The sequence below is a fragment of the Tatumella ptyseos ATCC 33301 genome (genome assembly GCF_000735525.1).
Classification (GTDB): Bacteria; Pseudomonadota; Gammaproteobacteria; order Enterobacterales; family Enterobacteriaceae; genus Tatumella; species Tatumella ptyseos.
On sequence record NZ_JMPR01000037.1, the window covers coordinates 1 to 13,739 of the forward strand.

Annotated in this window: 11 protein-coding genes and 3 tRNA genes; 11 read left to right on the forward strand and 3 right to left on the reverse strand. The window is 52.3% G+C overall.

The window, feature by feature from the left end:
- Positions 1-60: 60 nt before the first annotated feature.
- Complete coding sequence (gene cydH, locus GTPT_RS17545) at positions 61-150, reverse strand: cytochrome bd-I oxidase subunit CydH (RefSeq protein WP_111678530.1); 90 nt, start codon at positions 148-150, stop codon at positions 61-63.
- Positions 151-421: 271 nt separating this feature from the next.
- Here cydH and purR point away from each other — a divergent pair, with 271 nt between their 5' ends.
- Positions 422-1,447 (forward strand): HTH-type transcriptional repressor PurR, encoded by a 1,026-nt coding sequence (gene purR / locus GTPT_RS11480; RefSeq protein ID WP_025901932.1) that lies wholly within the window; start codon positions 422-424, stop codon positions 1,445-1,447.
- 9 nt (positions 1,448-1,456) lie between these two features.
- Here purR and punR read toward each other — a convergent pair whose 3' ends face one another.
- Positions 1,457-2,359: a DNA-binding transcriptional activator PunR gene (punR, locus tag GTPT_RS11485; RefSeq protein ID WP_025901931.1), complete on the reverse strand. Its 903-nt coding sequence runs from the start codon at positions 2,357-2,359 to the stop codon at positions 1,457-1,459.
- Positions 2,360-2,464: 105 nt separating this feature from the next.
- On the opposite strand from punR, the gene punC reads away from it, so the two are divergent.
- Positions 2,465-3,628, forward strand: coding sequence for a purine nucleoside transporter PunC (gene punC, locus GTPT_RS11490; protein ID WP_029989566.1), 1,164 nt, complete (start codon positions 2,465-2,467; stop codon positions 3,626-3,628).
- 312 nt (positions 3,629-3,940) lie between these two features.
- Positions 3,941-5,089: a cyclopropane fatty acyl phospholipid synthase gene (cfa, locus tag GTPT_RS11495; protein WP_029989564.1), complete on the forward strand. Its 1,149-nt coding sequence runs from the start codon at positions 3,941-3,943 to the stop codon at positions 5,087-5,089.
- 47 nt (positions 5,090-5,136) lie between these two features.
- Here cfa and GTPT_RS11500 read toward each other — a convergent pair whose 3' ends face one another.
- The gene (locus GTPT_RS11500) at positions 5,137-5,760 is read right to left on the reverse strand and encodes a riboflavin synthase (RefSeq protein ID WP_029989563.1); all 624 of its coding nucleotides are present in this window, start codon (positions 5,758-5,760) and stop codon (positions 5,137-5,139) included.
- Between the two features lie 183 nt (positions 5,761-5,943).
- Between GTPT_RS11500 and GTPT_RS11505 the strand changes: the two genes are divergently transcribed.
- The 8 genes from GTPT_RS11505 to GTPT_RS11540 all read left to right on the forward strand — a co-directional run bounded on the left by GTPT_RS11505 (position 5,944) and on the right by GTPT_RS11540 (position 13,483).
- Positions 5,944-7,317, forward strand: a complete 1,374-nt coding sequence (locus GTPT_RS11505; protein ID WP_029989561.1) for an MATE family efflux transporter — start codon at positions 5,944-5,946, stop codon at positions 7,315-7,317.
- A gap of 157 nt (positions 7,318-7,474) precedes the next feature.
- Positions 7,475-7,551 (forward strand) — tRNA-Val (locus tag GTPT_RS11510).
- 2 nt (positions 7,552-7,553) lie between these two features.
- Positions 7,554-7,630, forward strand: a tRNA-Val gene (locus GTPT_RS11515).
- Between the two features lie 23 nt (positions 7,631-7,653).
- Positions 7,654-7,730: transfer RNA gene (locus GTPT_RS11520), tRNA-Val, on the forward strand.
- A 136-nt stretch (positions 7,731-7,866) separates the two neighbouring features.
- Positions 7,867-8,829, forward strand: coding sequence for a trehalose operon repressor TreR (gene treR, locus GTPT_RS11525; protein WP_029989559.1), 963 nt, complete (start codon positions 7,867-7,869; stop codon positions 8,827-8,829).
- 138 nt (positions 8,830-8,967) lie between these two features.
- Positions 8,968-10,410, forward strand: coding sequence for a PTS trehalose transporter subunit IIBC (gene treB / locus GTPT_RS11530; RefSeq protein WP_051170698.1), 1,443 nt, complete (start codon positions 8,968-8,970; stop codon positions 10,408-10,410).
- A gap of 24 nt (positions 10,411-10,434) precedes the next feature.
- Positions 10,435-12,111 (forward strand): alpha,alpha-phosphotrehalase, encoded by a 1,677-nt coding sequence (locus tag GTPT_RS11535; RefSeq protein WP_025901925.1) that lies wholly within the window; start codon positions 10,435-10,437, stop codon positions 12,109-12,111.
- Positions 12,112-12,193: 82 nt separating this feature from the next.
- Positions 12,194-13,483 carry a maltoporin gene (locus GTPT_RS11540; RefSeq protein WP_029989555.1) on the forward strand — a complete coding sequence of 430 codons (1,290 nt, stop codon included), beginning with the start codon at positions 12,194-12,196 and terminating at the stop codon, positions 13,481-13,483.
- The last annotated feature ends 256 nt before the right edge of the window (positions 13,484-13,739 follow it).

The following is a 13,739-nucleotide window of genomic DNA, read 5'->3' on the forward strand; positions in this document are numbered from 1 at the left end:
AGCTTTTTTTATTATCTGTTGCGGGACAGCACTGCAGTCCCGCAAGCCGGGAGACCCCGGTTAATGCAGAATTGCTGTAAAACTGAATGCAGAAATCATCAGTAAAGCAACAATCGTGGTGGTCAGTGCCAGTTTAAGATCAGTATCCATGCGTCCCCCTTCTCATAAGCACAATAACTGTATGGATATTATTATAATTACCACACTGTTGCGCAAAAATCTCGTTTTATTGTCCTGACCTTGCTAGAATTGCCGCCCTTCGTTGCGCAACGATGATGCGTGCTGAAATTTCAAGCGCTATTATCGTCCCGTCACAGGTAAATCGTCCCCCCTACACTACGAACGATTGCCGGAGTCAGGGTAAACGCAAACGATTAACTCAGCCAGCACAGAATAATGATAAACCCGGAGTAAGAATTGAATGGCAACTATTAAAGACGTGGCGAAGCGAGCAGGGGTTTCCACCACCACTGTTTCACATGTCATTAATCAGACCCGCTTTGTTGCGGAAGACACCTGTAAGGCCGTCCGGGAGGCAATTAATGAATTGCATTATTCCCCGAGTGCCGTCGCCAGAAGTCTGAAAGTGAATAACACCCGGACCATAGGATTGCTGTCGACCTCTCTGGAAGCTCCTTATTTTGCAGAGATCATCGAAGTTATCGAAAAGAAATGCTTTGAGCACGGTTATACCCTGATCCTCGGCAATGCCGATAATGATCTGAAAAAACAGCGTGCCTATCTGTCGATGATGGCACAAAAGCGTGTCGATGGTCTGCTGGTTATGTGTGCAGAATACCCACAGGATCTGCTGGATATGCTGGAACAGAACCGTAATATTCCGATGGTCGTTATGGACTGGGGAGTTTCCCGTGGGGACTTTACCGACACCATCCTGGATAATGCCTTCCGGGGCGGATATATGGCCGGACGCTACCTGATAGAACGTGGCCATCGTGATATCGGCTGTATCCCGGGCCAGATGGAACGCAACACCGGCGGCGGACGCCTGTCAGGCTTTTTGAAAGCGTTACAGGAAGCCGGTATCACCCTGCGTGATGAATGGCTGGTACAGGGTGATTTCGAACCGGAGTCCGGCTATCAGGCGATGCAGCAGTTGCTTTCGCAACCGCAACTGCCTACCGCCGTGTTCTGCGGTGGCGATATTATGGCGATGGGTGCCATTTGTGCGGCTGACGAACAGGGATTACGCGTACCGCAGGATATATCAGTGATCGGCTATGACAACGTACGTAATTCACGTTACTTCAGCCCGGCGCTGACCACTATTCACCAGCCTAAACGTGAACTGGGTGAAAAAGCCCTGGAAATGTTGCTGGATCGTATCGTCAATAAACGCGATGAACCCCAAACCATTGAGGTGAACCCGCGACTGATTGAACGTCGCTCGGTGATTGATGGTCCTTTTGTCGATTATCGTCGTTAAGCACACCTTTTATTCCCTCAGCCATTCCTGGTTCAGTGTGTCGGTATCCCCGAGGTAGTCCAGAATCCACCGCAGGGCCGGTGAACTCCGCTCCCCGGCCCAACTGACACAACAGGGGCTTTCCGGAAACGGTGCAGGTAACTGTAATTCCCTGACTTCCCCCCGGGATAGCAGTGGCCTGGCCAGGTGGCCAGGTACCATGGCTACACATAACCCGGCCCTCACGCAGTCGAGCCCGGTCTGCCAGTCCGGCACCGGCATACGCCGCTGGTTATCCAGCGACCAGGTGATACGTCGTGGCAATGCCCGGGAGGTATCTTCCAGCATCAGTGAGGGCCAGGCACGTAACCTCTCCTCTCCCGGCGGGCCGCCGTTAGCCAGGGGGTGGTCGGCACTGACAATGCACCGCCAGTTCAGGTGGCCCATATCACGGAAATCAAAACGCCCGGTCACCGGTACGGCCCGGGTTGCACCGATAGCCATGTCCACCCTGCCATCAGCCAGCGCATCCCATACCCCGTTGAAGACTTCTTCGCTGATGTGCAGTTCGATATCAGAGAAATGACGATAAAAATCGGTCACCAGTTGCTGCATACGTTGTCGTTTAACAATCCTGTCCACGGCAATGCTTACCTGCCCCCGCCAGCCATTCGCCAGTTGCTGACATTGCCGACGGGTGGATTGCATTTTTTTGATAACCCCGCGGCTTTCACGGACAAAATGTTCACCTGCCGGAGTGAGAACGACGTCCCGGTGCTGACGCTCAAATAAAGGCACCGCCAGCCACTCCTCAAGCTGCCTGACCGTATAACTGATCGCCGAAGGCACGCGATGAAGCTCTCTGGCCGCTGCACTGAAGCTGCCATTCCTTGATACCGCATCGACGACTTCGAGTGCATATTCAGACCACATAATGACCTTTCAAATTTTTTAAACGTTAATCTCAAATATTACCGATTCACAACAAGCAATGCACCCTTTTACACTTTGCGCGAAATTTTTATCAGAGGAGATGTCATGAGGCATCCGGTGTTGTTTTTAATTTATCTGGCCTTACTCAGTATGCTGGGCTTTCTGGCTACGGATATGTATTTACCTGCCTTTGGTGCAATGAAACAGGACCTGGGCACCAGCGCCGGGGTGATCAGCGCCAGCCTGAGCCTGTTTCTGGCCGGTTTTGCCTGCGGTCAGTTGCTGTGGGGCCCCCTGTCTGATGTGACAGGACGGAAACCGGTATTACTGTGCGGGCTGGGAATTTTCGCGGCCAGTTGCCTGGCCATGCTATGGGTGACATCTCCGGTGATGTTACTGGCCCTGCGTTTTATCCAGGCCATCGGTGTCTGTGCCGCCGCCGTCAGTTGGCAGTCACTGGTGCTGGACCATTATCCGGCTTCACGTAGTCAGAAGATTTTTGCCACCATCATGCCCCTGGTCGCACTGTCACCGGCACTGGCCCCGTTGCTGGGCTCCTGGCTGCTGGCACATTATCACTGGCGTTCGGTTTTTCTGGTGCTAACGTTGATCACCGTCGCTTTAATGGCTTCAACCCTGTTTGTGCCGGCAGCCTCACGTACCTCCGTCCCCCCCCCGGGCAAAACGACGGATAAAGTCAGGTTTACCGGGCTGCTGGCTGATCGCGTCTATCGCGGCAATGTGCTGATTTACTCGGCCTGCTCTGCCAGTTTTTTCGCCTGGCTGACTGGCTCTCCTTTTATTTTGTCCGGACTGGGCTTAACACCGGCGGATATCGGGCTGAGTTATATCCCGCAGACCGTGACATTTCTGATTGGCGGGTTCGGCTGCCGGTTACTGATGAACCATTTCAGCGCATCACGCCTGCTTCCCTGGCTACTGGCGCTGTATACCGTCAGCATTATTGGCACCATGCTCGCCGCATACTCCGGCCAGGCTTCGTTACTTTCATTGCTTTTACCCTTCTGCGGCATGGCAATGGCGAACGGTGCTATTTATCCGGTTGTGGTCTCGGCGGCTCTGCAGCAATTCCCTTCCGCCAGCGGTAAGGCCGCGGCGCTGCAGAATACCTTACAACTGGGCCTTTGCTTTTTGTTCAGTCTGGTGGTCTCCGGCCATCCTGAGCAACCGCTGATCACCACAGTCACCGCCATGGGAGTGACCGTCCTGCTGGCACTGGCGGGCTACCGCCAGCAAAAACACGCCTGACTCCGCCCTTTTCACCCCGTTCTCCCGCTGCTAAGGATAAAATTTATTTCATCCTTAGCAGACTAATGGCCGATCATTGAACATTGCGCTTGCAAGGCATATAATCACCCGGGTGACAAAATATAAAAATAAGTCACTATATTTATAATAAAATTTAATGTGCTTAAATGGCATATGCGCATTTTTCGATAGTTACACTATCCTCTGCTTAGTCTTTAATTATAAATACACGTTTTTGTGAGTTTACTCACGGACCAGTGAAAGTTGTCTATTCTTTCTTCAGGTTCAAACAGAACAGGTGATAATAAGCGTATGAGTTCATCATGTGTAGCAGAAGTGGGCCTCAAGGAAAGTCATTGGTATCGTATCGCTACTGAAATGCTGGCGATGGCAGATATCAGTATCAACGGTGACCGGCCCTGGGATATCCGGGTAAAAAACTCTGACTTTTTTAAGCGGGTTTTACAGGAAGGTTCGCTAGGGTTAGGCGAAAGCTATATGGATGGCTGGTGGGAGTGTGAAAGACTGGACCAGTTCTTTTACCGGGTATTAAAAAACAAACTCGATAAACAATTACCCCATCATTTTAAAGACACCCTGCGCATCGCTACTGCCCGTCTTAAAAACCTTCAGTCTAAAAAACGTGCCTGGATCGTCGGTAAAGAACACTACGATCTGGGTAATGATTTATTCAGTCTGATGCTCGACCCGTATATGCAATATTCCTGTGGTTACTGGAAAGACGCAACCACCCTGGAGGCTGCGCAGGAAGCGAAGCTGGATATGATCTGCCGTAAACTGGAACTTAAACCCGGAATGACCTTGCTGGATATCGGGTGTGGCTGGGGAGGATTATCTGAGTTTGCAGCCCGTCATTACGGCGTCAGTGTCCACGGTGTCACTATTTCAGCAGAACAGCAGAAAATGGCCCAGGAACGCTGTAAAGACCTGGATGTCACTATCCTGCTTCAGGATTATCGCGACCTGAACCTTTCTTTTGATCGTATTGTTTCGGTCGGTATGTTTGAGCACGTGGGTCCGAAAAACTATGCCACCTATTTTGATGTCGTAGCCCGTAACCTGAAACCGGACGGACTGTTCTTACTGCATACCATTGGCTCAAACCATACTGACCTGAACGTTGACCCGTGGATTGATAAATATATCTTCCCGAATGGTTGTCTGCCTTCGGTGATGCATATTGCACAGACCAGCGAACCTCATTTCGTGATGGAAGACTGGCATAACTTCGGAGTGGATTATGACACCACTCTGATGGCCTGGTACGAGCGTTTTCTGGAAAGCTGGCCACAGCTGGAAAGTAATTATGACGAGCGTTTCAAACGGATGTTCACCTATTATCTGAACGCCTGTGCGGGGGCTTTCCGCTCACGTGATATTCAGTTATGGCAGGTAGTGTTCAGCCGCGGTATTGATGGCGGTTTACGCGTCGCACGGTGATCTGCGTGTGAGGCAAAGAAAAATGCAGCCCATGTGGCTGCATTTTTTTAGCTTAATGGTGAGGCTTTGGCTGCCAGAACACGTTCGACGGTATCCACAATGGCCTGGGTATTCGGGTCAATTTCAATGTTTACGCAACTGCCGATTTTTTTAACCCCCAGCAGGGTGCGCTGCAGTGTCTCCGGGATCAGGTGCACACAAAACTTATTTGCGCGGACATCCCCGATAGTCAGACTGCAACCATCAATACCGATAAAACCTTTATGCAAAACGTATTTGCTGAGGGAAGGATCCTGCAGTTTAAACCAGACTTCTTTATTGTTTTCCGAACTGATGATTTTAACGATCTCTGCGGTCGTCATGATATGACCGGACATCAGATGTCCGCCAATCTCATCTGAAAACTTTGCGGCCCGTTCAATATTGACCAGGCTGCCGACTGTCACGTCATTAAGGTTAGTGACACGCAACGTCTCTTTGATCAGGTCAAAACTGACCCGGTCTCCGTCAATCGCTGTCACTGTCAGACAGCATCCGTTATGCGCCACCGACGCTCCCGTTTCCAGACCCTCTAACCATTGCGGCGGAAATCTGAGTGTATGGGTGCGGAACAGAGGTTTCTCTTCCACGGCAACGACTTCTGCCATCCCCTGAACAATACCGGTAAACATATGAACTCTCCCTTACAATTTTGTTCAGAGTACCACAGAGGTTTCCTGCTGTTTATTCGTAAATGCGGCGTTAGCGTTATCCGCGTCTCTGTTTCTCCGGTTGCTAAGTTTCCAGACACCGTTACACTAAGCAACGAAAAGGATGTTCTCCTCCATTGCTTCAATTCTTAAACAGGTGTATTCGTGCAGAAGTATTTTACAGAAGCGCGCCAGTTGCTGGGGCTCGCGATCCCCGTGATCCTGGCTCAGGTCGCACAAACCTCAATGGGGTTTGTGGATACTATTATGGCCGGTTCGGTCAGTGCCACCGATATGGCAGCCGTCGCCATCGGTACCTCCATCTGGCTACCGGTCATCCTCTTCGGACAGGGATTACTGCTGGCACTGACACCGACGGTTGCTCATCTCAACGGGTCCGGACGACGCAATAAAATTATCTTTCAGGTACATCAGGCTATCTGGCTGGCCATTTTCCTGTCAATACTGACCATGATTATTCTGTGGAATGCCGGTTTACTGCTTCGTCATATGTCCGATATGGATCCACTCCTGGCCGATAAAGCGGCCCGCTATCTGCATGCATTAATGTGGGGAGCCCCGGGGTATCTGTTATTTCAGGTCTTACGCAATCAGTGTGAAGGACTTTCCCGAACTAAACCCGGTATGGTGCTCGGTTTCATCGGGCTGCTGTTTAATATTCCGCTGAACTATATCTTTATTTACGGTCACTTCGGTATGCCGGCACTGGGAGGCGTGGGATGCGGAGTCGCGACGGCGTCAGTCTACTGGGTAATGTTTCTGGTCATGCGATTCTGGGTAAAACGCATGCCTGCCCTGAAAGATGTTAATCATCTTGACGTTCGTTCCGTTCCGGACCGCAAAATTCTGATGCGTCTGTTCTGGTTAGGATTACCCGTCGCGCTGGCACTGTTCTTTGAAGTGACACTATTTGCCGTGGTGGCTTTACTGGTCTCCCCGCTGGGGATCGTTGATGTGGCGGGTCACCAGATAGCGCTCAACTTCAGCTCACTGATGTTTGTCTTGCCGATGTCAATGGGCGTCGCGGCGACTATCCGTGTCGGTTACCGGCTGGGCCAGGGAGATGCGGCGCAAGCAAAGGTTGCCGCCTGGACGGCTCAGGGAGTAGGAATAGGTCTGGCCTGTATCACCGCGTTTTTTACCATCGTTTTCCGCCACAAAATTGCGCTGTTATATAATGATGACCCGCAGGTGGTGTTGCTCGCCGCACATCTGATGTTACTGGCAGGGATCTATCAGTTTTCCGACAGTGTACAGGTGATCGGTAGCGGTATCCTGCGGGGCTACAAAGATACCCGCTCCATCTTTTTTATTACGCTGGTGGCCTACTGGGTTCTGGGCTTGCCTGGCGGGTACCTGCTCGCACTGACGGATGTGTTCGTCCCCCGGATGGGGCCGGCAGGTTTCTGGTGTGGCTTTATTATCGGTCTGACCGCGGCGGCCATCATGATGATCTGGCGGATAATCCGGGTACAGCGTTTACCGGCCTCGGTTATCCTGCATCGCTCGGCTAAATAATTACCTCCGGGGCTATTTCTTACGCCCCGGATGCTTAAAAATAGCCCGTATAGCACAGTTGCTGCACAGTCAGTATTAAAAATAAGTTTTTCCTCTTGCCAGCGACCACGAGTGCCGCTAATATTCGTCCCCGCTGTCAGGCAGATTGATAGCAAAAGCGTTCTTAGCTCAGTTGGTTAGAGCACCACCTTGACATGGTGGGGGTCGGTGGTTCGAGTCCACTAGAACGCACCAGTGCGTCCGTAGCTCAGTTGGTTAGAGCACCACCTTGACATGGTGGGGGTCGGTGGTTCGAGTCCACTCGGACGCACCATTCTTTATTCTGCATTCATATTTGCGTCCGTAGCTCAGTTGGTTAGAGCACCACCTTGACATGGTGGGGGTCGGTGGTTCGAGTCCACTCGGACGCACCATGAATTATCTCTTCTGTTTCTGATTTACATCACTATACCCCCGATATTCTCCCCGACGGCTTCACGTTTCTTTTACTCTGCGTTTTCCTGCATTATTCTCTTACTGTTTACCCGGAAAGCTTATGGAAGCCTCTGTATGCCGAAACGTCTGACCATAAAAGATATCGCCCGCCTGAGTGGTACCGGAAAATCCACGGTTTCCCGGGTGTTAAACCAGCAGGGAGATGTCCACCCGGAAACGCGCAAGCGTATCGAAGCGGTCATTAATGAATACCAGTTTACTCCGTCACGCCCGGCACGCTCCATGCGGGTGAAAGAGAGCCGGGTGATTGGGATCATTATGGCAAGGCTGGACTCTGCCGCGGAGAATCAGGCGGTCAGCGCCATGTTGCCCCTGCTCTATCGTCATGGCTATGATGTTCTTATCCTGGAAAGTCGCTTCAGTACCGATAAAGTCACTGAGCATTTAACGGTGCTGAAACAGCGTGAAGTCGATGGTGCCATCCTGTTCAGTTTTACGGGACTGACAGCCGGAATGATCGCTGGCTGGGAACCCCATATGGTACTGATGGTGCATCCGTGCGACGGATTTTCATCTGTCTGCTATGACGATGCCGGGGCCGTTCAGATGCTCGCTGATCACCTTTTTCAGCAAGGCCATCGCCGGATAAGTTATCTGGGGGTTAATCAGAGCGACAAAACCACCGGCGAAGACCGCTATCTTGCTTATCTTACGGCGTGTAAAAGACTTTCGTTAACCCCGCACGCCTCTCTGGGAACACTGGAATATCACAGTGGTTACACCCTTGCCGGAGAGGTCTGCGGCGAAGGTATCACCGCCGTTATCTGTGCAACAGACTCCCTGGCGTTGGGGGTTTATAAATATCTTGGTGAACACCCGGCACAACAGATCACCGTCGCCGCTATCGGTAATACGCCCTTATTAGGGTTCCTTTTTCCCGCGGTGATCACACTGGAGTTTGGCTATGCCAATGCCGGTGAACTGGCTGCCAGACAACTGCTTGCGCACCTCGCACATTCTGCCCCTGCCCGCACTTACCTGCTGAACGGTCAACTGAATACTGAGATTGCCGGTTAACGGCAATTTATTTTGTGATCATACCTCCATTTCCGGGAACGTTCCCGACACAGTCACTGGCAAATTGATTATGCTCTGTTCCGGGATGAGTTATACCCCCTCACGTGTGACTTTCAGGGACAACCCCAAGGACTTCCCATGAAAAAAAAAGATAAGCAGGTTATTGATAATCTTATTAAATATCTCGGCGGCAGAGAGAATATCGTTAGCGTAACGCACTGTATTACCCGCCTGAGGCTGGTGTTGGGTGATACCGGGCTGGCCAGTGTTACCGGCCTGGAAAACCTGCCGATGGTCAAAGGCTGCTTCACCAATGCGGGACAGTTCCAGGTCGTTATTGGCCCGGACGTCGGCGATTACTACCAGGCATTGATTACCACCCTCGGACGGCAGGGTGACGACCGGGAAAGCCAGCGTGAAGCCGCGCGTAATAATATGTCTTTCGGCGAAAAAGCCCTTTCTCATATCGCCGATATTTTTTTCCCGCTGTTACCCGCGCTGATAAGCGGCGGGCTGATCCTCGGGTTTCGGAATGTCATTGGTGATATTCCTTTCGGTGACGGCAAAACACTGGCGCAGACTTCTGTTGTCTGGCAGACGCTGTATGACCTGCTTTGGTTACCCGGGGAGGCCATTTTTATGTTCTTGCCGGTCGCCGTCTGCTGGTCTGCCGTCGTCAAAATGGGCGGAACACCGGTGCTCGGTATCGTACTGGGAATTACTCTGGTGTCACCGCAACTAATGAATGCTTATCAGCTGGGGCAACAATTGCCTGAAATCTGGGATTTCGGCTGGTTTTCAGTACAAAAAATCGGTTATCAGGCGCAGGTCATTCCCTCCGTACTTGCCGGTATGGCGCTGGCACTGATAGAGCGTCAGTTGCGGAAAATCGTCCCGGCAGCCCTGAATATGGTGATCATTCCGGTCGTTTCTCTGCTGATCGCCATTCCTCTGGCCCACGGTCTTATCGGTCCCTTCGGCCGTATGCTGGGAGATGGCGTTGCCTGGATCGTGAGCCTGGTGATGACCGGCAGCTTTGCGCCGATTGGCTCGGCCATTTTCGGCTTCCTGTATGCCCCGCTGGTGATCACAGGGATCCATCAGACCACTCTGGCCATTGATATGCAGATGATCCAGAAACTGGGCGGCACCCCGGTCTGGCCACTGATCGCATTATCTAACATTGCTCAGGCTTCTGCGGTACTGGCCATCATTCTGATCCGCCGGACACCGAAAGAACGGGGTATTGCCATCCCTGCCGCGGTTGCCGCTTATCTCGGAGTGACTGAACCGGCGATGTACGGGGTAAATATCAAATACCGTTATCCGATGCTCTGCGCCATGATCGGCTCGGCCCTCGCCAGCCTGCTGTGCGGCCTTAATCATGTACTGGCTAATGGTATTGGTGTGGGCGGGCTGCCAGGCATCCTCTCTGTAAAACCTGAGTTCTGGCCGGTGTATTCCGTGGCCATCCTGATAGCCATCATCGTACCCCTGGTACTGACCCTGATGCTGGCCCGCTATTTTGCCCGTAAAGAACTCGCTGCCCGCACTGCTGTCGCGACATCAGTGACTGAATGAAATTGACTACCGAAGGTTGCCAGAATGGAAAAGACATGGACGCAGGACAAGGTTGTTTATCAGATTTACCCGAAGAGTTTTCAGGATACCACCGGTAAAGGTACCGGTGATCTGCAGGGCATTATTTCCCATCTGGATTATTTGCATTTTCTGGGCGTAGATATCCTGTGGCTGACGCCAGTTTACCCTTCCCCGCAGGTAGACAATGGCTATGATGTGGCTGATTACTGTGCCATTGATCCGCGCTACGGCACTCTGGATGACTTTGACCAACTGGTCGCTGAAGCACATCAGCGTAACCTGAAGATAATGATGGATATGGTGTTTAACCATACTTCCACACAACATCCGTGGTTTATCCAGGCCTGTGACCCGCACAGCCCCTATCATCCTTACTATATCTGGCGGGATTCCCCGCCGGATATTCCTCCGACAAACTGGCAGTCGAAATTCGGCGGCCCGGCCTGGCAATGGCAACCGGAATGCGGGCAACACTATCTGCATTTATTCAGTAAGGAACAGGCTGATCTTAACTGGGAACACCCGCCGGTCCGTGAAGCCCTGAAAGATGTCTGCCGGTTCTGGGCAGCCAGAGGGGTGGATGCCCTGCGGCTGGATGTCGTTAACTTAATCTCCAAACCGGAACAGTTCAGGGATGACCCGGACGGTGACGGACGACGTTTTTATACTGACGGGCCGCGGGTCCATGAATTTTTACAGGAAATGAACCGTGATGTTTTCCGCCCGTTAAACCTGATCACTGTCGGTGAAATGTCATCCACCAGCCTGCAGCACTGCCAGCAATATGCTTCCTGTGACAATACTGAGCTTTCGATGGTATTTAATTTCCACCACCTCAAAATCGATTATGCTGACGGCGATAAATGGACGCGTATGGCTCCTGATGTTATTGCGCTCAAAAAGATTTTCGCCCTTTGGCAATCGGGGATGCATCAGCGCGCCAACGGGGCCCTTTTCTGGTGTAATCATGATCAACCCCGCGTGGTGTCAAGGTTGGGATGTGAGGGGAAACATCGTGAAATTTCTGCGAAAATGCTGGCGATGGTGCTTTATGGTATGCAGGGAACCCCTTACCTTTATCAGGGGGAAGAGATTGGCATGACCAATGCCGGGTTCACCGATCTTGGGCAATACCGGGATGTGGAGAGCCTTAATATCGCCAGGATACTCAATCGCCAGGGACATAGCATGGCCGATATCCTCGCCATCCTTGGCGCGAAGTCCCGCGATAATAGCCGCACGCCAATGCAATGGGATGACACTAAACATGCCGGTTTTACGACGGGTACCCCATGGCTGGACTGTAACGTGAATCACCGGCAGATCAATGTTATGTCTGCACTGAGAGACCCGCACTCCGTACTGTATTGTTATCGTTCACTTATCCGTTTACGTAAACAACTTACCCTCCTGCAGTACGGGGACTACCATGACCTTTCTCCGGATCGTCCGGACATCTGGTGCTATCGCCGTTGCTGGCAAGGGCAAATGCTGCTGGTGGTGGCGAACCTCACTGACAATCCGTGCGACTGGCAGCCTCCCGGCGTTGAACAGGAAGGCACTTACACTCTGATTATCAGTAATATGCCGGATACCCCCCGGGTGCCCCGCCCCGGTCAGTTAAGCCCCTACCAGGCGGCCTGGTGGCTGTTTACCCCGGCCCCGTCTCCCGCCCCCTGAGAGGATAACCACCCCCGCGGGCTGAGCGGGATCAGGCCCGCGATACTACGGCATGATGCTGTACATCAACAGGAGATCCATTATGACTACTCAAGGAAGAGTCGCAGCAACACTGACGTTGCTGGCTGTCGTCTCTGCACCCTCCGCCTATGCACTCGACTTCCACGGATATGCCCGTTCCGGTATTGGCTGGAGCACCCGCGGCGGGGAGCAGCAGTGCTCTGCTGTGACCGGCGGCGGAAGCAAATACCGTCTGGGCAATGAATGTGAAACCTACGCCGAACTGAAACTGGGCCAGCAGGTATGGCAACAAGGAGCATCCGGCTTCTATTTTGATACTAATCTGGCATATGCCGTCTCTCAGCAGGCTGATTTTGAAGCGGTTTCTCCGGCGTTACGCGAAGTAAATATTCAGGGGGATAATCTTATCGCTGCATTACCGGGGGCAAAACTCTGGGCCGGGAAACGATTTTATCAGCGCCATGATGTGCATATGATCGATTTCTACTATTGGGATATTTCAGGCCCCGGTGCCGGGCTTGAAAATATTACTACAGACTGGGGGAAAGTCTCTCTCGCCGCCACCCGTAACAGTGAAGCCGGTGGTGCTCAGGGGTATATCGATAATGAACATAAGGTCAAAGAGGCTATTACGGATACCTTTGACCTTCGTTTAGCCGGTATCACTCTTGGCAAGGCGGGCACACTGGAACTGGGTGTGGATTACGGGCGCGCCAGCGCCAGTGACGGGTATCACTTGTCCCCGACCGCCAGTAAACAGGGATGGATGGCGACCGTTGAACACACTCTGGAAACCGGGGAAGGCTACAATAAGCTGGTGTTGCAATACGCAACCGATGCAATGACGTCATTAAGAAATGGCCGTGGAGAAGGTGCTTCGGCAGAGAATAATGGCCGGATGGTACGGATAATCGACCACGGGGCTTATGATCTGCAGGGGGCATGGCGCATGATGTATGTCGCTATGCTGCAGGATGTCCGGCGGGATAACGGTAATGGATCACGCTGGTTTACCGCCGGTATTCGCCCGATGTATCAGTGGACTCCGGTAATGAGCACCCTGTTTGAGGCCGGCTATGATCAGGTTAAATCCCAGCGTACCGGGCAGCAAAATCATCAGGTGAAACTTACCCTGGCTCAGCAGTGGCAGGCAGGAAGCAGCATCTGGTCACGCCCGGCACTCCGGTTTTATGCGACCTATGCCAACTGGCGTGAAAAATGGGGATATGCATCCACTACCCTGCCCGGATTTGTCAGCGGCCTCGCCTACAGCGATAGCGATGCTCATAAATTCAGTCGCGGCAGCAACGACGAAATCAGTGTCGGAGCACAGATGGAAATCTGGTGGTAGCCTCTGCCCGGTGAGGAGCCGGGCGGCAGAAAAGAGACCGGCTTTCGCCGCTGAAAGCCGGTGTCATCCGGCGGTTTACTGTCGTTTTCGGCTCCTGTCAGGAAAATGCAGGCAGTCAGGTCAGAAGTTGTGCAAACACGATTATCTGTTGCGCAATATCATTATTTTGCCGGTACGTCATGACCGTAAACCGAATTATGTTTGGTTTCCGTTCACTTAGTGACTATACTGACCCTGTTGTCCACTTGAACGGTTT